This is a genomic window from Metallibacterium sp., from assembly GCF_054637675.1.
Genome location: NZ_JBTSRB010000032.1, coordinates 1 through 21,232 on the forward strand (window position 1 = coordinate 1; position 21,232 = coordinate 21,232).

General features: G+C 68.6%; 22 protein-coding genes. 4 read left to right on the forward strand and 18 right to left on the reverse strand.

Features of this window, described 5'->3' with window-relative positions; translation table 11 throughout:
- A partial coding sequence (gene glyA / locus ACYDAT_RS10395) for a serine hydroxymethyltransferase (RefSeq protein WP_461449993.1) occupies positions 1-908 on the reverse strand: 908 nt, incomplete at its 3' end.
- Between the two features lie 372 nt (positions 909-1,280).
- On the opposite strand from glyA, the gene ettA reads away from it, so the two are divergent.
- Positions 1,281-2,942, forward strand: a complete 1,662-nt coding sequence (gene ettA / locus ACYDAT_RS10400; protein ID WP_461439940.1) for an energy-dependent translational throttle protein EttA — start codon at positions 1,281-1,283, stop codon at positions 2,940-2,942.
- 93 nt (positions 2,943-3,035) lie between these two features.
- Entirely contained in the window at positions 3,036-3,986 is a 951-nt protein-coding gene (locus ACYDAT_RS10405; RefSeq protein ID WP_461449995.1) for a LysR substrate-binding domain-containing protein, read from the forward strand.
- Positions 3,987-4,161: 175 nt separating this feature from the next.
- Here ACYDAT_RS10405 and ptsP read toward each other — a convergent pair whose 3' ends face one another.
- The 13 genes from ptsP to ACYDAT_RS10470 all read right to left on the reverse strand — a co-directional run bounded on the left by ptsP (position 4,162) and on the right by ACYDAT_RS10470 (position 16,322).
- Entirely contained in the window at positions 4,162-5,910 is a 1,749-nt protein-coding gene (gene ptsP, locus ACYDAT_RS10410) for a phosphoenolpyruvate--protein phosphotransferase (RefSeq protein WP_461449997.1), read from the reverse strand.
- 4 nt (positions 5,911-5,914) lie between these two features.
- The gene (locus tag ACYDAT_RS10415) at positions 5,915-6,184 is read right to left on the reverse strand and encodes an HPr family phosphocarrier protein (protein ID WP_461439376.1); all 270 of its coding nucleotides are present in this window, start codon (positions 6,182-6,184) and stop codon (positions 5,915-5,917) included.
- 275 nt (positions 6,185-6,459) lie between these two features.
- Entirely contained in the window at positions 6,460-7,680 is a 1,221-nt protein-coding gene (gene fabB, locus ACYDAT_RS10420; protein ID WP_461439374.1) for a beta-ketoacyl-ACP synthase I, read from the reverse strand.
- Positions 7,681-7,682: 2 nt separating this feature from the next.
- Positions 7,683-8,195 carry a 3-hydroxyacyl-[acyl-carrier-protein] dehydratase FabA gene (fabA, locus tag ACYDAT_RS10425; protein ID WP_461439373.1) on the reverse strand — a complete coding sequence of 171 codons (513 nt, stop codon included), beginning with the start codon at positions 8,193-8,195 and terminating at the stop codon, positions 7,683-7,685.
- A gap of 74 nt (positions 8,196-8,269) precedes the next feature.
- Positions 8,270-8,668 carry a PTS sugar transporter subunit IIA gene (locus ACYDAT_RS10430; RefSeq protein WP_461439372.1) on the reverse strand — a complete coding sequence of 133 codons (399 nt, stop codon included), beginning with the start codon at positions 8,666-8,668 and terminating at the stop codon, positions 8,270-8,272.
- A 2-nt stretch (positions 8,669-8,670) separates the two neighbouring features.
- Complete coding sequence (gene rapZ / locus ACYDAT_RS10435; protein WP_461439371.1) at positions 8,671-9,549, reverse strand: RNase adapter RapZ; 879 nt, start codon at positions 9,547-9,549, stop codon at positions 8,671-8,673.
- Complete coding sequence (gene hprK, locus ACYDAT_RS10440; protein ID WP_461439370.1) at positions 9,543-10,496, reverse strand: HPr(Ser) kinase/phosphatase; 954 nt, start codon at positions 10,494-10,496, stop codon at positions 9,543-9,545. The genes rapZ and hprK overlap by 7 nt, the downstream gene beginning before the upstream one ends.
- Before the next feature lie 512 nt (positions 10,497-11,008).
- Positions 11,009-11,947, reverse strand: coding sequence for a dTDP-4-dehydrorhamnose reductase (gene rfbD, locus ACYDAT_RS10445; RefSeq protein WP_461439369.1), 939 nt, complete (start codon positions 11,945-11,947; stop codon positions 11,009-11,011).
- Positions 11,944-12,501, reverse strand: a complete 558-nt coding sequence (gene rfbC, locus ACYDAT_RS10450; RefSeq protein WP_461439368.1) for a dTDP-4-dehydrorhamnose 3,5-epimerase — start codon at positions 12,499-12,501, stop codon at positions 11,944-11,946. The genes rfbD and rfbC overlap by 4 nt, the downstream gene beginning before the upstream one ends.
- Positions 12,498-13,397: a glucose-1-phosphate thymidylyltransferase RfbA gene (rfbA, locus tag ACYDAT_RS10455; RefSeq protein ID WP_461439367.1), complete on the reverse strand. Its 900-nt coding sequence runs from the start codon at positions 13,395-13,397 to the stop codon at positions 12,498-12,500. The genes rfbC and rfbA overlap by 4 nt, the downstream gene beginning before the upstream one ends.
- A gap of 10 nt (positions 13,398-13,407) precedes the next feature.
- Complete coding sequence (gene rfbB, locus ACYDAT_RS10460; protein WP_461439366.1) at positions 13,408-14,463, reverse strand: dTDP-glucose 4,6-dehydratase; 1,056 nt, start codon at positions 14,461-14,463, stop codon at positions 13,408-13,410.
- Entirely contained in the window at positions 14,460-15,140 is a 681-nt protein-coding gene (locus tag ACYDAT_RS10465; protein ID WP_461439365.1) for an HAD hydrolase-like protein, read from the reverse strand. The genes rfbB and ACYDAT_RS10465 overlap by 4 nt, the downstream gene beginning before the upstream one ends.
- Before the next feature lie 3 nt (positions 15,141-15,143).
- Entirely contained in the window at positions 15,144-16,322 is a 1,179-nt protein-coding gene (locus ACYDAT_RS10470; protein WP_461449999.1) for a phosphoglycerate kinase, read from the reverse strand.
- A 532-nt stretch (positions 16,323-16,854) separates the two neighbouring features.
- Here ACYDAT_RS10470 and maiA point away from each other — a divergent pair.
- A complete protein-coding gene (maiA, locus tag ACYDAT_RS10475) occupies positions 16,855-17,520 on the forward strand; it encodes a maleylacetoacetate isomerase (protein WP_461439363.1) in 666 nt (221 codons plus the stop codon).
- A 367-nt stretch (positions 17,521-17,887) separates the two neighbouring features.
- Here maiA and xerD read toward each other — a convergent pair whose 3' ends face one another.
- Complete coding sequence (gene xerD / locus ACYDAT_RS10480; protein WP_461439362.1) at positions 17,888-18,865, reverse strand: site-specific tyrosine recombinase XerD; 978 nt, start codon at positions 18,863-18,865, stop codon at positions 17,888-17,890.
- Between the two features lie 47 nt (positions 18,866-18,912).
- Between xerD and ACYDAT_RS10485 the strand changes: the two genes are divergently transcribed.
- Positions 18,913-19,416, forward strand: coding sequence for an RDD family protein (locus ACYDAT_RS10485; RefSeq protein ID WP_461450001.1), 504 nt, complete (start codon positions 18,913-18,915; stop codon positions 19,414-19,416).
- A gap of 13 nt (positions 19,417-19,429) precedes the next feature.
- Here the strand turns inward: ACYDAT_RS10485 and ACYDAT_RS10490 are convergent, their stop codons facing one another.
- The 3 genes from ACYDAT_RS10490 to ACYDAT_RS10500 are packed head-to-tail and all read right to left on the reverse strand — an operon-like array spanning position 19,430 to position 21,215.
- Positions 19,430-20,005, reverse strand: a complete 576-nt coding sequence (locus ACYDAT_RS10490; protein ID WP_461439360.1) for a YceI family protein — start codon at positions 20,003-20,005, stop codon at positions 19,430-19,432.
- Positions 20,002-20,586 carry a cytochrome b gene (locus tag ACYDAT_RS10495; protein ID WP_461439359.1) on the reverse strand — a complete coding sequence of 195 codons (585 nt, stop codon included), beginning with the start codon at positions 20,584-20,586 and terminating at the stop codon, positions 20,002-20,004. Before ACYDAT_RS10495 ends, ACYDAT_RS10490 begins: the two co-directional genes overlap by 4 nt.
- Positions 20,583-21,215 carry a YceI family protein gene (locus ACYDAT_RS10500; RefSeq protein WP_461439358.1) on the reverse strand — a complete coding sequence of 211 codons (633 nt, stop codon included), beginning with the start codon at positions 21,213-21,215 and terminating at the stop codon, positions 20,583-20,585. The genes ACYDAT_RS10495 and ACYDAT_RS10500 overlap by 4 nt, the downstream gene beginning before the upstream one ends.
- Positions 21,216-21,232 lie beyond the last annotated feature (17 nt).

The window sequence follows — 21,232 nt, forward strand, 5'->3', positions numbered from 1 at the left end:
ATGGCGCGCGCGTTGCTCACGACTTGCGCCTGATAGGTCTTGAACGCCGGTTCCAGCGCTTCCTTGAAGGCCACCGCCTTGGCCGCGATGACGTGCATCAGTGGGCCGCCCTGGGTGCCGGGGAAGATCATCGATTGCAGTTTCTTTTGCAGATCCTCGCTGGCGCTACCGCTTGCATTACGGCTGGCCAGGATGACGCCACCGCGCGGGCCGCGCAGGGTCTTGTGCGTGGTGCTGGTGACCACGTGCGCGTGCGGCAGCGGACTGGGGTACACGCCCGCGGCGACCAGGCCGGCGACGTGCGCCATGTCCACGAACAGATACGCGCCCACGCCGTCGGCGATCGCGCGCAGGCGCGCCCAGTCGAGCACGCGCGAATAGGCGCTGAAGCCCGCCACCAACATTTTCGGCTGGTGTTCCTGCGCCAGGCGTTCGATGTCGGCGTAATCGACCAGCCCGTTGGCGTCGACGCCGTATTGCACGGCGTGGAAAATCTTGCCGGAGAGGTTGACCTTGGCGCCGTGGGTCAGATGACCGCCGTGCGCCAGGCTCATGCCCAGGATGGTGTCGCCCGGTTGCAGCAGCGCGAAGTACACCGCGGCATTGGCCTGCGAGCCCGAATGCGGCTGCACGTTGGCGTAGTCGCAGTCGAACAGCGCCTTGACGCGTTCGATGGCCAGGCGCTCGGCGATGTCCACGTACTCGCAGCCGCCGTAGTAGCGCTTGCCCGGATAGCCCTCGGCGTACTTGTTGGTGAGCACGCTGCCCTGCGCTTCGAGCACGCGCGGGCTGGCGTAGTTCTCGGAGGCGATCAGCTCGACGTGGTCTTCCTGACGCTGCCGCTCGCTGGCGATGGCACGCGCCAGCTCGTCGTCGTAGCCGGCAATCTGCATGGTGCTGGGGAACATGGGAAACCTCGGGCGAGGCGCGGCGCAGCCGTCGCGCAAGAGCAAAGGTCTAACGGAGGCGCGGGTTTGCGCCTAGCGGCGCTGGCGTCGCGACGCGCGCTCGGGGATAATTGCGCGTCGCGGTCGCGGCGCAGCTCGCCATGCCGTCCCGCGCGGCGCCTCCAACCCATCGTCATGACCGCGCAGGCGGGCATCCAGCACTTGGCCGTCCGCTGGATTACCGGCTTCACTGTTGTGGAGCGAGGACCAGCTTCGCTGTTGTGAAGCGATTCCCGCCTGCGCGGGAATGACGAGATGAGAGTGTTCGAGGTGCCTGGCGGAACAGCGCCGCGCGCCCGCGCGCCGGGCGTCATGCAACCTTCGGAGTCATCCATGCAATACATCTACACCATGATCGGCGTGAGCAAGATCGTTCCGCCAAAGCGCGAGATCATCAAGGACATCTCGCTGAGCTTTTTCCCCGGCGCCAAGATCGGTCTGCTCGGCGTGAACGGCTCGGGCAAATCGACGGTGCTGCGCATCATGGCCGGCGTCGATACCGAGTTCAACGGCGAGGCGCGGCCGCAGCCCGGCATCAAGATCGGCTATCTGCCGCAGGAGCCGCATCTCGATCCAGCCAAGACCGTGCGCGAGACCGTCGAGGAGGGCTTTGCCGAGATCCTCGGTGCGCAAAAGCAGCTCGAGACCGTGTACGCGGCCTATGGCGAGGACGGAGCCGATTTCGACAAGCTCGCCGTCGAACAGGCGCGACTGGAAGGCATCCTCGCCGCGGGTGATGCGCACACGCTGGAGCGGCAGATGGAGATCGCCGCCGACGCGCTGCGCCTGCCGCCCTGGGACGCCAAGATCGGCGAGGTCTCCGGTGGCGAGCAGCGCCGCGTGGCGCTGTGCCGACTGCTGGTCGGGCGCTTCGATATGCTGCTGCTGGACGAGCCCACCAACCACCTCGACGCCGAATCGGTGGAATGGCTGGAGCACTTCCTGCAGAGCTTCACCGGCACCGTGGTGGCGGTCACCCATGATCGCTACTTCCTGGACAACGCCGCCGAGTGGATTCTCGAGCTGGATCGCGGCCGCGGCATTCCGTGGAAGGGCAACTACTCCTCGTGGCTGGAGCAGAAGGATCAACGCCTGAAGCAGGAGGAAGCCGGCGAGAACGCGCGGCGCAAGGCCATCGAACGCGAGCTGGAATGGGTGCGCCAGTCGGCCAAGGGGCGCCAGTCCAAGGGTAAGGCGCGCCTCAACCGCTTCGAGGAGCTGAACTCGGTCGAGCACCAGAAGCGCAACGAGACCAACGAAATCTACATTCCGCCCGGTGAGCGCCTGGGCGGTCTGGTGATCGAGTTCAACAAGCTCGGCAAGAGCTTCGCCGGCAACCTGCTGATCGACGATTTCAGCGCCAGGATTCCGCCCGGCGCCATCGTCGGCGTGATCGGACCCAACGGCGCCGGCAAGTCCACGTTGATGAAGATGATCATGGGCCAGGAGCAGCCGGATGCCGGCGCGCTGATCATCGGCCCGACGGTGAAGCTGGCCTTCGTCGATCAGTCGCGCGACGCGCTCGATGGCAGCAAGAGCGCGTGGCAGGAGATTTCCGGCGGCGCCGACATGATCACCGTGGGCAAGTACGAGACGCCCTCGCGTGCGTACCTGGGGCGCTTCAACTTCAAGGGCGCGGATCAGCAGAAGCTGGTCGGACAGCTTTCCGGCGGCGAGCGCGGCCGCCTGCATCTGGCCAAGACGCTGATGAGCGGCGGCAACGTGCTGGTGCTGGACGAACCGTCGAATGATCTCGACGTGGAAACCCTGCGCGCGCTGGAAGAAGCGCTGCTGGAGTTCCCCGGCAGCGCCATCGTGGTCTCGCACGATCGCTGGTTTCTCGACCGCATCGCCACGCACATTCTTGCCTTCGAGGACGATTCGCACCTCGAATTCTTCGCTGGCAACTATCAGGAATACGAGGCTGACAAGAAGCGCCGCCTCGGCGATGAAGCCGCGCAGCCGCACCGCGTGCGCTTCAAGAAAATCGCCTGAGCATTGGCGCGGAGGCGCGCGTCGGACGAGATGTTGGTCTGACTCTGACCTCGCGCACGGGATGGTCGCGCTTTGCGGCTATGCTGCTGCGCAATGATCGGCATCAGTCCACGTCAGCTCGAAGTGTTTGTCGCCGTCGCCGCGCTGGGCAGCGTGCGCGCCGCGGCCGAGCAATTGCACCTCACCCAGCCCGCCGCGAGCATGGCGCTGGCCGGGCTGGAGCGGCGCATCGGCGTGGTGCTGTTCGATCGCGCGCGCCAGCGTTTGCACTTGAACGCGCGCGGTCGCGCCATGCTGCCGCAGGCGCGCGAGGTACTGGTGCGCATGCAGGCGCTGGAACGCAACGCCGCCGCCAGCCCCGACGAATTGCTGGGCGAGTTGCGCATCGGCGCCAGCAACACGGTGGGCAGCTATCGCGTCGGCGAATTGCTGGGTGGTTTCATCGCGCTGCACCCGCAGGCCTCGGTGCAACTGCTGGTGGACAACACGCAAACGGTGCTGGAGCGCGTGCTGGATTATTCGCTCGATATCGGTTGCGTCGAAGGCCCGGCCGCGCGCAGCGGGCTGGAAGCGTTGCCATGGCGCGAGGATGCGTTGTGCGTGTGCGCGCGACCCAGTCACCCCCTGGCGCAGCGCAAGCGCCTGGCGCCCGCGGATTTCTCCGGCGCGCGCTGGATTCTGCGCGAGCACGGCTCGGCCACGCGCGCCCTGGTCGAGCGCGAGCTGACGCGCCTGCCTACCGGCGTCACCGTGCTGGAACTGGGCAACAGCGAGGCGATCAAGCAGGCGGTGCTGGCCGGACTCGGCGTGGCCTGCCTGCCGCGCGTGGCGGTGCGTGCCGAGCTGGCGGCGGGTGAGCTGATCATCCTGTCGACACCGTTTCTGGACTTGAGACGCGAGCTGTCGCTGGTGCTGGCGCGCGGACGCTACCGCGGCGCGCTATTGCAAGCCCTGCTGGATACCGCGCAGGCGGCGCCGTTGAACTCGGCCGCGACCACGACGGAGCGCGCGCGCGGCTCGCGTCGCGCCACCGCGCGCAAATAGAAACGAAGGATCTCGCGCAAGCAGGGCGCAGGCCGCCGCGTAAATGGCTTTGGTTACTTTCCCCGAACGGAAAGGAACAAGGCAACCTTGCCCGGCGGCTGATCATGGATGAGTGAGCGCAGCGAAGCCACGGGGCGAGTGTTCGTTGATGCGCGCGATCAAGCGGTGCGTGCACTCAGCGATTGCCGAGCGTGCACAGCAGCGCTTCCATTTCGCCGCGCGATCCGGCGCGCAGCAGGCGCGGCACCAGCGCGCGCAGTTGCGCGCAGTGCGTGGCCTCGACCGCGGCACGCGCTTGCGCCAGCCGTGTTGGCGCCATCGACAGCTCGCGGATACCCAGTGCCAGCAGCAGCGGTACCGCCATGGGATCGCCGGCGATCTCGCCGCACACGCTGAGCGGTTTGTTGGCGCGGTGCGCGGCGATGGCGACGCCGGCGATCAGGCGCAGCAGCGCCGGGTGGCGCGGATCGTAAAGCGCGGACAGTGCGCCGAGGTTGCGATCGGTCGCGAGTACGTATTGCGCCAGATCGTTGGTGCCGATGGCGAGGAAATCCGCCTCGGCCAGCAGCGCGCGCACGCCCAGCGCGGCAGCCGGCACCTCGACCATGGCGCCTAGCGGTGGCAGCACGTCGGGCACCTGCGCACCCGCGGCCTTGAGATTGGCGAGGCAATCCAGCGCGTGCGCGCGCACCGCGGCCATTTCCTCGGGCAGGGTGACCATCGGCAGCAGGATGCGCAGCGGTCCCAGGCTCGCCGCGCGCAGCATGGCGCGCAATTGCGTGCGCAGGATTTCTGGATGACGCAACGCGTGGCGCACGCCGCGCACGCCCAGCGCCGGGTTGGCCTCGGCCGGCATGTCCAGCCCGGTGCCGATGGCCTTGTCGGCGCCCAGGTCGAGCGTGCGCAGTGTGACTGGCGCGCCGTCCAGCACGTGCAGCAGTTCGCGCAGCGCGGCGAATTGTTCGTCCTCGTCGGGCAAGGTTTGCTTGCGCAGGTACAGCAATTCGGTGCGGTACAGGCCCACGCCCATGGCGCCCAGCGCGCGCGCCTCGGCGACTTCAGCGGGCAGCTCGGCGTTGGCATAAAGCGCGATCAACTCGCCATCACGGCTCTGCGCCGGGATCGCCGGCAGCGGCGGCAGGCGCCCGCGCGCGGCCTGCTCGCGCTGCCACTGGCGCAGGCTGCCGAGATCTTGCGCGGTGGGGTGGGCGATGGCGATGCCGCGCTCGCCATCGAGCAGCACCAGATCGCCATCGCCGAGGCTGCTGTCGGCACCGGGCACCGAGCACAGCATCGGCAGGTGCAGGCTGCGCGCCAGAATAGCGGCGTGCGAATAGGCGCTGCCGCCGCTGGCGATGATCCCACGCAGGCCCAGCTCGGCCATGCTCGCCACCTCGGCGGGCGATGGGTTTTCGGCCACCAGAATCTCGCCCAGACGTGCGGCCAGACGGTGCTCCTCGCTGCTGCCATCGTGCTCCAGCGCATCAAGCACGCGCGCGATCACATGCTGCACATCGTCCTCGCGCGTGCGCAGGTAGGGATCATCCATGCTGCGAAACACCTGCACCAGACGGTCGCGCTGCGCCTGCAGCGCGGCGGCGGCACGGAAGCGGCCCCTGCGGATCATGTCGTCCAGACCGGCGCGCAGTTCGGGGTCGTCGAGGATCAACGCATGGGTATCGAGAAAGGGCTGCGCCTCGCGTGCCAGCGCGCCGTGCAGGCGCTGGCGCAACTCGGCGAGCTCGCCGCGCGCGCGCGTCATTGCCAGGTCAAGGCGTTCAAGCTCGGCCGCGACGTCCTCGGCGCGCAGCAGACTGTCGTCGATGGCATGGCGCCTTGGTTGCAGCAGGCGCACACGCCCCAGCGCCATGCCCGGCGCCGCGCGCTGGCCTTCGAGCACCTGGCGGATGGACGCATGCGACATGGACTCAGGCGCCTTCGTCGAACTTGCGCTCGACCAGATCGATGACCGCATCCAGCACGGCGGCTTCGTCAATGCCCTCGGCGCGCACGCCCAGCGGAGTGCCGGTGCCGGCGGCCAGCATCATCACGCCCATGATGCTGCGCGCGTCGACCTCGTGGCCCTTGGCGCGCAGCCAGACCTTGGCCTGGAAGCCCTGCACGGTTTGCACCAGCTTGGCGGCGGCGCGCGCATGCATGCCGAGTCGGTTGCTGATGATGGTTTCGCGTTCGCGCATCATGCTGCTGCCGCGGAAAGAAATGACGACTAGCATGCGGTCTGACGCGCACGCGGTCCAGCCCGGCGCGCGATCTCATCGCGGCGGCGGGGAGGTAATCCTCGTGGCGCGTACGGTCCGCGCCATCGGCCACGCGCAGCGCGTGCAGCAGCGGCTTTGCCGTTCCCAGTCCGTGTCGAGCGCCGGGATCCCGCGCCGTGCTCGGGGTGGCAGCCGAAAATTGCAAGCTCGCTCGACTATCTGCTCCCGATTCACGTCTCACGTTTCCTTTCGCCTCACCCGCGAAACCGCCGCAACACCAGACTGCCATTGGTGCCGCCGAAGCCGAAGCTGTTGGACAGCACCGTATCCAGCGTGGCGGCGCGCGAGGCGCGCACGATGGGCATGTCGGCGGCGCGTTCGTCCAGCGTGTCGATGTGCGCCGAGCCGGCGATGAAACCGTCGCGCAGCATCAGCAGGCAGTAGATCGCCTCGTGCACGCTGGCCGCGCCCAGCGAGTGGCCGCTGAGCGCCTTGGTCGAGGACAGCGGCGGGCACTGCGCGCCGAACACCTCGCGCAGCGCGTCCAGCTCGGTGATGTCGCCCAGTGGCGTGGAGGTGCCATGGGTGTTGACATAGTCGATGTTGCCGCCGGCCGCATCCAGCGCCATGCGCATGCAGCGCACCGCGCCCTCGCCGCTGGGCGCGACCATGTCGGCGCCGTCAGAGCTGATGCCATAGCCGACCAGCTCGGCATGGATGCGCGCGCCGCGGCGCCGCGCGTGTTCGAGGTCTTCCAGCACCAGCATGCCGCCGCCACCGGCGATGACGAAGCCGTCGCGCGTGGCGTCGTAAGGGCGCGAGGCGCGCGCCGGGGTGTCATTGAAGTGCGTGGACAGCGCGCCCATGGCGTCGAACTGCGCGGTCATGCCCCAGTGCACTTCCTCGCCGCCGCCGGCGAACACGACGTCCAGCGCGCCGCTCCGAATCTGCTGCGCGGCGGCGCCGATGCAGTGCGCCGAGGTGGCGCAGGCGGCCGACAGCGAATAACTGATGCCACGGATGCCGAAGGCCGTGGCCAGACCCGCCGACACCGTCGAGCACATCGAGCGCGGCACCATGTACGGGCCGACGCGGCGCACACCGCGCGTGCGCAACAGGTCGGCGGTTTCTATCTGGCTGGCCGGCGAGCCGCCGCCGGAGCCGGCGATCAGGCCGCTACGCACGCTGCGCACCAGCTCGGGCGTCAGCCCGGCATCGACGATGGCATCCTGCATGGCCACGCAGGCGTAGGCCGCGGCATCGCCCATGAAGCGCTTGAGCTTGCGATCGATGGCGGCGTCGAGGTCGATCCGTGGTACGCCGGCGACATGACTGCGCAGGCCCATTTCGACGTATTCGGGCACGTGGCCGATGCCGCTGCGGCTGTCGCGCAGCGCGCCGCTGACCGTGTCCGCGTCGTTGCCCAGGCACGAAACGATGCCCATGCCGGTGATGACGATGCGTTTGTCGCTCATGCTCAGAAGCCCGTGGTGTCGGTGAACAGGCCGACGCGCAGATCGCTGGCCGCGTAGATCGGACGCCCGTCGACCAGCATGCGGCCATTGCCGATGGCCATGGCCAGCTTGTGGCGCATCACCCGGCGCATGTCGATCTGATAAGTCACCAGGCGCGCCGTGGGCAGCACCTGACCGGAAAACTTCACCTCGCCGACGCCGAGCGCGCGGCCGCGCCCGGGCAGCCCCTGCCAGGCCAGGAAAAAACCCACCAGTTGCCACAGTGCGTCCAGTCCGAGGCAGCCCGGCATGACCGGATCGCCCTCGAAGTGACAGCCGAAAAACCACAGATCCGGATGGATATCGAACTCGGCCTCGATATAACCGCGGCCCTGCGCGCCACCCGTATCCGAGATGCTGGTGATGCGATCCATCATCAGCATGTTGGGCAGCGGCAGGCGCGCGTTGCCGGGGCCGAACAACTCGCCGCGGCCGCAGGCCAGCAGTTGTTCGCGGGTGAATGAAGCAGTGGTCATGGCAACTCCATGGGAATGTGCAAGTGTGCGATGGTGCGCGCCGTGATGCCAGCGCTGCGGGTGCGTCGACGCGCTCAGCAGGGTTCGTGGTCGATGCGGATGCCGGTGTGACCACCGCTGACGGCGATTTCAGCCAGCTCGTCGAGCGGGCGCGCGGCGTAGTTGAGCACGCGCAGCAGCATGGGCAAGTTAAGGCCGGCGACCCAGCGCAGACGCGCGCGGTGTTCGCTGAGGCGCTGCGCGATGTTGCAGGGCGTGGCGCCGTACAGGTCGGACAGCACCAGCACGCCCGCGCCCTGATCAAGGCTGGCGGCGTGCCGCGTGGCTTCTCGCAGCGACTGCTCGGGATCGGCATCGGCGGGCAGCTCGACGCTGTCCAGCGTGTCCGGCAGTTGCACCAGCACGTGGCGCGCGGCGGCGATCAGCGCCGTGGCCACGCCGGCATGGGTGACGAGCAGGATGCCGCTGGCCATGGTCATTCCAGCTCGCGATGAAAGGTGAGCACCTGCGTGTGACGCTCGCGGAAGTGCTCGGTCAGGCGCTCGGCCAGATACACCGAGCGGTGACGTCCGCCGGTGCAGCCGATGCTGACCGTGACGTAGCTGCGGTCCTCCTGCACGAAGTGCGGCAGCCAGCGCTCCAGCATCTGCTCCAGATCCTGCGCGAATTGCTGCGCCAGCGGCTGCGCATCGAGATAGGCGCGCACCGCGGCGTCGCGTCCCGACAGCGGACGCAGCGCCGGATCCCAGTGCGGGTTGGGCAGGCAGCGCGCGTCGAACACGAAATCGGCATCCGGCGGCAGTCCGCGGCGAAACGCGAAGGACTCGAACAGCAGTGTCAGCCCATCGCCACGCAGCCCGTAGCTGGTGGCGATCAGCCGGCGCAACTGGTGCACGTTGAGCTCGCTGGTGTCGATCTGGCGCTCGGCGATCGCGCTCAGCGGTTTCAGCAGCGTGCGCTCGCGCGCGATCGCTCCGGCCAGCGACAAGCCCTGCGCGGACAGGGGATGGCGCCGCCGCGTTTCCGAATAGCGCTTGATCAGCACCTCGTCGCGCGCGTGCAGGAACACCAGTTCGGCCGGCGTGCCCGCCGCGGCCAGTTGCGCCAGCACGCCCGGCATGCGCGTGAGATCGTCGCCCTGCGTGCGCACGTCGATGCCCACCGCGATGCGCTGCGGGCCGCCATTGCCGGCGGTGAGCGCATCAGCCAGCGCCGGAATCAGCGCCGCGGGCAGGTTGTCCACGCAGTAAAAACCGAGGTCTTCGAGAGTGCGCAAGGCCACCGTCTTGCCGCCGCCGGACAGACCACTGAGCACCATCAAACGCGGTGCGTTAGCATCGATCACGCTCACCATGGCGGCAGCTTCTGCATCTGGTGCGCTTGGCGATCGATGAAGGTCTGCGCGGGGTCGATGCCCTTGCTCTTCAGCATGTGATTGCGCACCGCGGCTTCGGCCAGCACCGCAAGATTACGCCCCGGCGCCACCGGGATGGTGATCTGCGGCATCCTGACTCCGAGGATCTCGCGCTGGCCGAGCACGCCGGTGAGGCGCTGCATGCCGTCGCGATCGCCGCTGTGCTCGCCAGAGGGCAGCAGGTGCAGCACCAGGCGCAGATACTTGGAATCCTTCACCGCGGTGTGGCCGTACATCTCGCGCACGTTGAGCACGCCGAGCCCGCGCACTTCCAGCAGATCGCGCAGCAGCTCCGGGCAGGCGCCGTCGATCACGTCCGGCGCGATCAGGCTGAACTCGGGCGCGTCGTCGGCCACCAGACGATGTCCGCGCGTGATCAGGTCCAGCGCCAGCTCGCTCTTGCCGGTGCCCGGTTCGCCGGTCACCAGCACGCCGATCGAGTAGATCTCCATCAGCACGCCGTGCAGGGTTTGCGCGCGCGCCAGCACGCGCGTCAGGTGGTACTGCAGCCAGGTGTAGATTTCGTGCCCGCGCTGCGCGCTGATCCACAGTGGTGTGTCGCTGTCCTCGGCGGCTTCACGCAAGTCCGCCGGTACGGCCTGATCCTTGGTCACGATCACCGCCACCGGGCGATGCACGAAGATCTTTTGCAGCGTTTCCCAACGCTGGCGCGGCTCCAGCCCGTCAAGATAAGCCAGTTCCTCGCTGCCAACGATCTGCACGCGATTGGGGTAGATCACATTGAGATAGCCCACCAGGGACGGTCGGCGTTCGCGCCCGGCGCTGGGCTCAAGCAAGCGGCTCTCGCCGCGCACGCCGGCCACCCAACGCAGCGCGAGGCGCTCGTTGACTTTTTCGAACAACTGGCGGGCGGTGATGCGTTCCATCCGTTCGGCTCGGCGCGTGACCTGCGCATTCTGCCAGCAGGGGATGGCACGCGTATCGCGCCCTGACATCAATGTGCATTCAACAAGACCAGATTCTTCGAGCGAACGGCCAGGCCGTTTTGGCTCGTCATCCCAGCGCAAGTTGGCTCGTCATCCCCCAAGTTGGCTCGTCACCCCCGTGCAAGTCGGCTCGTCATCCCCGCGCAGGCGGGGATCCAGTGACTTCGCCGCACGATTTCACGTTCTGGATCCCCGCCTGCGCGGGGATGAGAAATGGAGGGGGCAGGCTCTGCGCGGGAATGACAGCCTGATCATTCTCGACATTGGATCGCAATTTCGTATGAGGGCCTTGCGGTTGTCACCCCGAGCTTGCCAAGGCCCCATCCTCCTCGCCTCTGGACAGCAGCCTGTCCTGAGCCTGCCGAAGGATGGCGCGCAGCGCCGGGCAACCTTGCGCAGTCAAAGGCAAAAGCGATCGTTCACGCAAGCGCGAACACTCCCGCTTCAGCGAACTACCCCCGCGTGCCGCAGCCGGCCAACTCCCCGATCACGGCATCCAGCGCCACCGGCCACGGCGGCAGATGCAGGGCGAAGGTTTGCTGCGCGTGAGTGCAATCCAGCACCGACCAGGCCGGGCGTTGCGCGCGGGTCGGATACTCGGCCGTGGTGATCGCCTGCACGGATGGCATGCGCGCGATCAATTCGGCGCGATGCGCCGCCTGCAGCAGCATGGTGGCGAAACCATGCCAGCTTGTGTGGCCGCTGGCGGTGAGGTGATACGTGCCCCAGGGCGTGTCCGCGGCGAAGCGCCCGCGCGGCGTGATGCGCGCCAGCATCGCGGCGGTCGCGTTGGCGATCAGCCGCGCCGGCGTGGGCGTGCCGAACTGGTCGCTGACCACGCGCAAGGTGTCGCGCTCGGCGGCGAGGCGCAGCATGGTGCGCAGGAAATTGCGACCGCGCGCGGCGTACACCCAGGCGGTGCGCAGAATCAGGTGTGGCGTGCCGCTGGCGCGCAACGCCTGTTCGCCGGCCAGTTTGCTGGCGCCGTACACGCCCAGTGGCGTGGTCGCATCATCCTCGCGCCACGCGCGCTGGCCGCTGCCATCGAACACGTAATCGGTGGAGTAGTGGATGACCGGCACGCCGCGCGTGGCGGCCCAGCGCCCCAGCGTGTCCACGGCCTCGGCGTTGATGCGCCGTGCCAGCGCGGGCTCATCCTCGGCGCGATCGACGGCGGTGTAGGCGGCGGCGTTGACAATCAGATCCGGCGCGGCGTCATCCAGCAGCGCGCGCAGCGTGGATGCATCCGCGCCAAGATCGGCCACGCGGCAGCGCGCGCCACCCGGCAGCGTGCCGTCGCGCGTGGCCGGCAACAGCGCGCCCAGCGGCCCCAGCGCGCGCATCAGCTCGAAGCCCACCTGCCCGCCCGCGCCCAGCAGCAGAATCTTCATGCGCGGTATTCGGGCAGGCGCGCGGCATCGATCTCGCGCAGGCGCGGGGCAGCGCTGTCCTTGGCCGAGAGCAGTGGCGCGTGCAGCGGCCAGGCGATGGCGAGTTCCTCGTCGTCCCAGCGCACGCTGGCGTCGGCGCAGGCGTCGTACAGCGTGGTGCACTGGTACATGAAGGTGGCGTGCGCGCTGAGCACGCAAAAGCCGTGCGCGTAGCCTTCTGGAATCCAGAACAGCCGATGGTTTTCGGCGCCGAGGCTCGCCGCCGTCCAGCGCCCGAACGTGGGCGAGCCGCGGCGGATGTCCACCGCCACGTCCCACACCTCGCCTTCAAGCACGCCGACCAGCTTGCCCTGCGCGCCCGGCCACTGATAATGCAGACCGCGCAGCACGCCGTATGCCGAGCGCGAGACATTGGTTTGCGCGAAGTGCAGATCCAGCCCCAGCGCGGCGAACTTGGCGGCGTGGAAGCTCTCGAAAAAATACCCGCGCGTGTCGCCATGCACATCCGGTTCGAGGATGCACACGCCGGGCAGCTCGGTATCGATGCGCTTCACTGCGGGCGCTCGGTTTCGCGGACCAGCGCCAGCAGATACTGGCCGTAGCCGGTCTTGGCCAGCGGCGCGGCCAGACGTTCGAGCTGCGCGCGGTCGATCCAGCCATTGAGGTACGCGATTTCCTCGGGGCAGCACACCTTCAGCCCCTGCCGGTTCTCGATGGTTTCGATGTAGTTGGACGCCTGCACCAGCGATTCGTGCGTGCCGGTATCCAGCCAGGCGTAGCCGCGGCCCAGTTTTTCCAGCATCAGCGAACCGTCGCGCAGATAGCAGCGGTTGAGATCGGTGATTTCCAGCTCGCCGCGCGGCGAGGGTTTCAGGCTGGCGGCGAAATCGCTGGCGCGACCGTCGTAGAAATACAAGCCGGTGACGGCATAGTTGGAGCGCGGCTGCGCGGGTTTTTCCTCCAGCCCGACCACGCGGCCATTGGTATCGAACTCGGCCACGCCGTAGCGCTCGGGATCGCGTACCCAGTAGCCGAACACGGTGGCGCCCAGGGTGCGCGCGCCAGCGGCACGCAGTTGCTCGGTGAAGCCGTGGCCGTAGAACAGGTTGTCGCCGAGGATCAGGCACGAGGGCTGCGCGGCGACGAATTCGCGGCCGATCAGGTAGGCCTGCGCGAGGCCATCCGGCGAGGGCTGCGCGGCGTATGCGATGCGCATGCCCCACTGGCTGCCGTCGCCCAGCAGGCGCTGGAACATGGCCTGCTCGTGCGGGGTGTTGATGATCAGCACCTCGCGGATGCCGGCCAGCATCAACGTGCCCAGCGGGTAGTAGATCATCGGCTTGTCGTACACCGGCAGCAGTTGTTTGCTGATCGCCTGGGTGATCGGATACAGGCGCGTGCCGGAGCCGCCGGCGAGGATGATGCCCTTGCGCGTGTCGTGCGTGCTCATGTCGTGCTCCTCACCGCGCGCCGAGGCGCTGCATGCGATAGCTGCCGTCGAGCACGCGCCGCGCCCAGGACTGGTTTTCCAGATACCAGTCCACGGTGCGTGCCAGCCCATGCTCGAAATCGTGCGCTGGCGCCCAGCCCAGTTCGCGCTGCAATTTGCTGGCGTCGATGGCGTAGCGGCGATCATGGCCGGGGCGGTCCTTGACGAAGCTGATCAGACTCTCGCGGCGGCGCCCGTCCGCCAGTGGCTGGCGCGCATCCAGCAGCGCGCAGATGGCGCGCACCACCTGGATATTCTCGCGCTCCGAGTTGCCGCCGATGTTGTAGGTCTCGCCCACGCGCCCGGCTTCCAGCACGCGGCGGATGGCGGCGCAGTGGTCGCCCACGTATAGCCAGTCGCGCACGTTGCGGCCATCGCCGTACACCGGCAGCGCTTCGCCGGCCAAGGCCTTCTGCAGGGTCAGCGGGATGAGCTTTTCCGGAAACTGGTACGGCCCGTAATTGTTCGAGCAGTTGGTGGTCAGCGTGGGCAGGCCATAGGTGTGGTGGAAGGCGCGCACCAAGTGATCGGATGCTGCCTTGGACGCCGAATAGGGCGAGTTGGGCGCATACGGCGTGGTCTCGGTGAAGGCGCCGAGCGGACCCAGCGAGCCGTACACCTCGTCGGTGGACACGTGCAGAAAGCGAAACCCGTCCTGACGCGCCAGCGGCAGCGCTTTCCAGTAGTCGCGCGCCGCCTCGAGCAGCGCCAGCGTACCGACCACGTTGGTTTGCACGAACTCGGCCGGACCGTCGATGGAGCGATCGACGTGCGATTCGGCGGCGAAGTTGAGCACCGCATCCACGGCGTGCTCGGCCAGCAGGCGCGCGACCAGCGCGCGATCGCCGATGTCGCCGCGCACGAACACGTGCTGCGGATTGCCACGCAGCACCGCCAGCGTGTCCAGATTGCCGGCGTAGGTGAGCTTGTCCAGATTGATCACGCGCATGCCGGGTTGGCGCAGCGCTTCGAGCACGAAGTTGCCGCCGATGAAGCCGGCGCCGCCGGTGACGAGCAAGGTGGTCATGCGCGGGAGTCCTCGCGGAGTGCGGGCGATACGCCCAAAGAGGCCCATTGTGCCAGCGCGGCGGGGGACTCGACCAAGGCGTCGGCGCCGGCCCGCATCAACTCGGCGCGCGTGCCGTAGCCCCATAGCGCGCCCATCGCGCGTACGCCGCAAGCGCGTGCGCCTTCGATGTCGTAGTGGCGGTCGCCGAGCATGACCGCGTCCATCGCGGGCACCGCGAAATCGCGCAGCGCCTGTGCGATCTGCGCGGCTTTCTCGGAATGCGCGCTGGCCTCGCTGACGCCATACACGGCGGTGAAGTCGCGGCCCCAGGGCGCGGCGTGCACGATCTGGCGCGCGTAGCATTCGACCTTGCTGGTGACCACCGCCAGCCGTGCGCCACGGTCAGCGAGTTGTTGCAGCAACTCGGGGATGCCGGGATACACGCGGTGCCCGGCCCAGCCGCGCGCGGCGTAGTGCTCGCGGTACAGCGTGACGGCGGTTTCCACCGCGGCGGCATCGGGCAGCAGGCGCGCGAAGCTTTCGCGCAGTGGCGGTCCGATCCAGTCCGGCAATCGCGCATCCGCCAGCGGCGCCCGTCCGACGCCGGTCAGCGCGTGGTCGATGCTGGCGTGGATGCCGGGCGCGGAATCGATCAGCGTGCCGTCGAGATCGAACAGCCACAGGCTGGGCGGCACGGCTCAGCCCCGCGCGCGCTGGCGCAGCGCGGTCACCGCGGGCAGCTCCTTGCCTTCGAGGAATTCCAGAAACGCGCCGCCGCCGGTGGAGATGTAGCCGACGCGATCGCCGATGCCGTACTTGTCCACCGCCGCCAGGGTGTCGCCGCCGCCGGCGATGGAAAACGCCGGCGCGGTGGCGATGGCCTGCGCCAGCGTCCGCGTGCCGTGGCCGAAGGCATCGAACTCGAACACGCCGACCGGCCCGTTCCACAGCACCGTGCCGGCGCGCGCGATCAGCGCCGCGTAGTGCGCGGCGGTCTCGGGGCCGATGTCGAGGATCATGTCCTCGGCGCCGACCCGCGCCACCGGCTTGACCGTGGCCGGCGCGTCGGCGGCGAAGCGCGGCGCCACCACCACGTCCACCGGCAGCGGCACGTCCGCGCCGCGCGCCTGCGCGCTGGCCAGCACGCGCCGCGCGGCCTCGATCAGATCCGGCTCGCACAGCGATTTGCCCACCGGCAGGCCCTGCGCGGCGAGAAAGGTATTGGCGATACCGCCGCCGACGATGAGCTGATCGACCTTGCCGATGAGGTTCTCCAGCAGGGTCAGCTTGGTCGACACCTTGGCGCCGGCGACGATCGCCAGCAGCGGCTTGGCCGGGTGCCGCAGCGCGCGGCCCAGCGCATCCAGCTCGGCCGCCAGCAACGGTCCGGCGCAGGCGATTTTCGCCGCCAGAATCACGCCGTGCGTCGAGGCCTGCGCGCGGTGCGCGGTGCCGAAGGCGTCCATGACGAAGATGTCGCACAGCGCGGCGTACTTCGCCGCCAGCGCGGCGTCATCCTTGCCCTCACCGGGATTCATGCGGCAGTTTTCCAGCAGCACGATCTCGCCGGGCACCGCCGTGACGCCGTCGAGATAATCGCGTTGCAGCCGCACCGGCTGGCCCAATGCCTTGCTCAACCAATCAGCGACCGGCGCCAGCGATTCGCTGGCCTCGAATACGCCCTCGCTGGGTCGGCCCAGATGCGACAGCACCAGCACGCGCGCGCCGGCATCGCGCGCCGCGCGCAACGTGGGCAGCGCGGCCTGCAGTCGCTGCGTGGAGGTGATGCGGCCGTCCTTGAGCGGCACGTTCAAGTCTTCCCGGATCAGCACGCGCTTGCCGCGCAGGTCGAGGTCGGTCATGCGGAGAAAGGACATGGGGGCTCCGGGTCAGGGTGGGAAAAGGGAGGGCAAGCGCGTGAGTCTGCGCCAGCAACCGTCCATGGTGCGCTGTTCGGCCCGGCCGTCCTGGCCGGGCGCTCGCCGGCGCGCACTGCTATTCAAAGCAGCGCGCCAAAGCCGCCGGCTCGCCTTCCCGGATCAGCACGCGCTTGCCGCGCAGGTCGAGGTCGGTCATGCGGAGAAAGGATCATGGGGGGCTTCCGACTGGTCTGGCTGGAGGGTGCTTGCGGCTCGTCATCTCCGCGCAGAGCCTGCCCCCGCGAAGGCGGGGGCGGAGATCCAGTGCCTGCCACGGCTTGAAAGCCATGGATGATCCACTGCGCTGTGGCGTGGCGTTTCGGGCTTGCGTGGCAATGACGATGCGGGAGCGCGTGGTGGTCGCAGCAGTCACAGGTGCGCAGTCTCGCAATTGCTGCAGTGCAACTGCAAATCGTGCTACGCACGGCGGCATGCGCGTGATTCAATGCGCGATGCGCGGCGCAGCCGCCGTTTTCGTCCGAGGTGATCCATGAGCAGTCCGCTGGTTCTGTACAGCTACTGGCGTTCCAGCGCCGCGTTTCGCGTGCGCATCGCGCTCAACCTCAAGGGGCTGGCCTACGAGTTGCGCACGGTCAATCTGGTCGCCGGCGAGGGCGAGCAGCACAGCGCCGAATACCGCCGGCTCAATCCGCAGGGGCTGGTGCCCACGCTGCTTGATGGTGAGCGCGTGTTTCGCCAGTCGCTGGCGATCATCGAGTATCTGGACGAGGCCTACGACGGCGAGAGCAAGCTGCTGCCGCCGGTGGCGCGCGACCGTGCGCGCGTGCGCGCGATCGCGCTGGGCATCGCCTGCGACATGCATCCGCTGGGCAACCAGCGCGTGCTGAAGTATCTCGATCGCGAGTTCGCCGTGCCCGAGGTCGAGCGCCAGCGCTGGATGCAGCACTGGATCGGCAGCGGTTTCGAGGCGCTGGAAACGACGCTGGCCGAGCACCCGTCCACCGGCAGTTTCTGCGAGGCCGATCGGCCCACGCTGGCCGATTGCTGCCTGGTGCCGCAAGTGCTCAGCGCGCAGCGCTGGGGCGTGGACTTGACGCCGTTTCCCACCGTGCGCCGCATCCACGCCGCGTGCATGGCGCTGGAGGCGTTCCGCCGCGCCGCGCCGGATGCGCAGCCGGACGCGCCGCGCGGGTGACTCCCCGCGATTCCAGGACGGGATCCAGACAAACGCCGCGCAAGATCCGCTGGATCCCCGCTTGCGCGGTGATGACGGCAAAAAGAATGCGGCGCTCCATCGCCCCTTGCAGCGTCACCGCGGTCGGTACGCGGCGCCGGGCCGGCCTGTCCTGCCGGGCCGGCACCCTTTCTTTGTGACGTCATCCCGGACGGCGCGCAGCGCCGAGCCGGGATCCAGACAAACGCCGCGCAAGATCCGCTGGATCCCCGCTTGCGCGGAGATGACGGCAAAAAGAATGCGGCGCTCCATCGCCCCTTGCAGCGTCACCGCGGTCGGTACGCGGCGCCGGGCCGGGAGCCGGCGGCGTTGCCGGGTCGATCGCGCGTCAGCCGCGCGGATGATGCCGCGCGTGCAGGCGCTTGAGTCCCTCGCGCGCGACCAAGGTGTAGATCTGCGTGGTCGACAGGCTGGCGTGGCCGAGCAGCATCTGCACGGCACGCAGGTCGGCGCCGTGGTTGAGCAGGTGCGTGGCGAAGGCGTGGCGCAGCACGTGCGGTGAGATGCGTTGCGCGGGGATGCCGGCCTTGCGCGCGTGGCGCTTGATCAGCGTCCACGCCATCTGCCGGGTCATGCCGCTGGCGCGGCGCGTGAGCAGCAGCGCCTCGGGCCGACGCGCGCCGGCCAGCAGCGGGCGCGCCTCGCGCAGATAGCGCTCCAGCCAATCCATCGCCACCTCACCGATCGGCACCAGACGTTCGCGCCCGCCCTTGCCGTCGATGCGCAGCACGCCCTGGCGCAGGTTGAGCGCGGCCAGCGGCAGGTTGACCAGCTCGCTGACGCGCAGGCCGCAGGCGTACATCAACTCCAGCAGGGTGCGATCGCGCAGGCCCAGTGGCGTGGCGGTGTCGGGCGCGGCCAGCAAGGACTCGATCTCGCGCTCGCCCAGCGCCTTGGGCAAGCCGCGCGGCAGTTTGGGCGAATCCAGCAGCGCGGTGGGATCTTCGCCGCCGCCGTTGGCCTTCAGGCGCGCGGCGTGGAAGCGGCGCAAGGTCGAGATCAGGCGCGCGTTGCTGCGCGCCTTGAGCCCGCGCGCGCCGCGTTCGCCAAGGTAGCGCAGGATCGCCTCGCGTCCGGCTTCGCTCAGCGCGATGCCTTGCGGCGCCAGCCAGCGCGCGAAGCTGCCCAGATCGTTGCGATACGCGGCCAGGGTGCGATCGGCCAGCCCGTCCTCGGCCCACAATTGTTCCAGAAAACGCTCGATGCCGGCGTGATCGGCGGCTGTCAGCGCGGTGGGCGCGGGCTTGCCGCGCGGCGCGGCGTGGGGTGTCGTGCGCGTGGTTGCGCGGCGTGCGTCGGGTTCCATGGCAGGATGCTGGCCCCGGCGCGCGCGCGCCGCAAGCCGGTCCCGGCATGTCGATCACCACACCGCAGCCAGCCTCGATCCCGCGCCGTCTCGCCGCGTTGCAGTATGACTTGTTGATCGTGCTCGCGCTGCTGCTGGTGGTGGCGCTGTCCGCGCAACTGGCCACGCAGGCGCGGCTGATCGGCATGCACGGTGGCCATGCGCAGGTGCCGCTGCTGTATCAACTGCTGCAACTGGGCGTGGTGTGCGCCTACTTCGTGCTGTCGTGGACGCTGGGTGGGCAAACCATCGGTGCGCGCGCCTGGCGCCTGCGCGTGGTCGCGGTTGGCACGTCCGCGGCGCCGCGCGTTGGACGCGCGCTGCTGCGCGCCGGTAGCGCGGCGCTGCCATTGCTGGCATTGCTGCTGGGTTATCTGTGGGCGCCGCGCGTGGCCTTGCTGGCGGTCGCCGCGCTGTGGCTGATCGACTACGCGGCGCTGCTGTTCGATCGCGCGCGGCGCACGCTGCACGATCGATTCAGCGGCACGCAGATGGTGCGCTTGCCACACTGAGAGGCGAGCGATCTCAGCCGCCCGGCGCCAGCTTCAAGATGCCGTGCACCGCCACATCCAGGCCGATCGCGCTGGCGCTGGCCCACTGCCCGCTGCCCACCTCGAAAGCCAGGCGCGGTACCGTGGCGTCGAGCGTCAGCAGCGCGCTCTTGCCTCGCATGCTGAAGTGCAGGCTCAGCGGCACCGGCTTGCTCACCCCGCGCAGCGTCAGCGTGCCCTGCGCGCGGTAGCTTCCAGCGGGACCGTCGGGCTGGCACTGGCCGCCCTGGTAATGCGCCTGCGGAAAATGCGCGACGTCGAAGAAATCCGTCGTGGGCAGCATCTTGTCGCGGTCGGCGTTGTCGGTATTCGCGCTGGCGAGCTGGATGCTCGCCTGCAGCGTGCAGGTCTGCGGGTGCGCCGGATCGAACGCGATGACCGCGCTGAACTGCCTGAACTGGCCGCTGAACCGCGCGCCCTCGAAGGTGGTGCTGAAGCCCAGCGTGCTGCCCGGCTGCAGCGCCCAGCTCTGCGCCTGCGCGGCGGGCGCCAGCAGTGTGGCGAGCAGCATCGCGAACGCTGCGGTGGAACGAATCAGCAAGCGCTTCATGGGGTATCTCCTCGGGTATTCGATACGCGGCCGCGGTAGCGCCACGGCAGCATGCGCGCGAGCACCGTGTCGCGATGCCGGAAGTGATGATCCAGCGCCGCCGCGATATGCAGCAGCACCACCACCGCCAGCACCCAGAACGCGGTCTCGTGCACGTTCAGCGCCACGTGCGCCAGCGACTTGGAAACCGGCGCGATCGCCGGCAATTGCAGCAACCCGAACCATGGCAGCGGAAATCCCGAGGCCGAGTTGTATACCCAGCCCGAGATCGGCAGCAGCAGCAACAGCAGATACAGCAGCGCGTGGCTGGCGTGCGCCGCGCCCACCTGCCAGCGCGGCATGTCCGCCGGATAGTGTGGGTGGCGATCGAACAACCGCCACAGCAGGCGCAACAGCACCAGCGCCAGCACGGTCACGCCCAGCGCCTTGTGCAGCAGATACACCTTGAGCTTGGCCATGCCCAGCGGCATGTCGACCATGTACAAGCCGATGCCGGCCAGCGCGAAGATGCCCAGCGCCACCAGCCAGTGGAATGTCTTGGCGATGACGCCCCAGTGGTGCGCGGTGCTGCGCCAGTTCATCGCGCGTCTCCTGGCTTGGACACCGCGACGGCGCGCTGGTAATCGCGTTCGGCGCCGCCATCCTCGATGCCTTCGATTTCCAGCAGCACTTTCACCTTCACTCCCACGACGCTGTCGAACGCATCCATGCCCCACAGTTTGCGGTCCAGCGTGGCGATGCCGGTGAAGCCGGCCACCGTGTGCAGGCCGTAAATGGTGAACGCGCGCTTGTTGAAACGGAACGGAAAGGCCAGACCCTCGGTGTGGCCGCGCAGGGTGAGCTGGCCGTAGAGGATGCCGGTGTCCAGCCCGGTTTTCTCCACCGAGGTGCTGACGAAGTGCGCATACGGGCGCGCCTTGGCGTCGAGGAAATCCGTGCCGGCCACCACGCGGTCCCAACCCTTGTCATCCATGTCCACCGAGCCCAGCGCGATATCAGCCACGACCTTGGATGCCGCCCAGTTCTTTTCATCGAAGCGAAACCAGCCGCGCGCGATTTTCAGCCGTCCCACGGCGTCGCTGTAACCGTCGTGATCGACGAAAAACACCAGCGCGCTATGCACCGGGTCGAAGCGGTACTCGGCCGCCCGCGTCAGCGGCGCCAGCAGGCAGCCGAGCAACAGCAGGCAGCACAGTATTGGCGCTCGCATCGCGGGTTCCGTGGCTG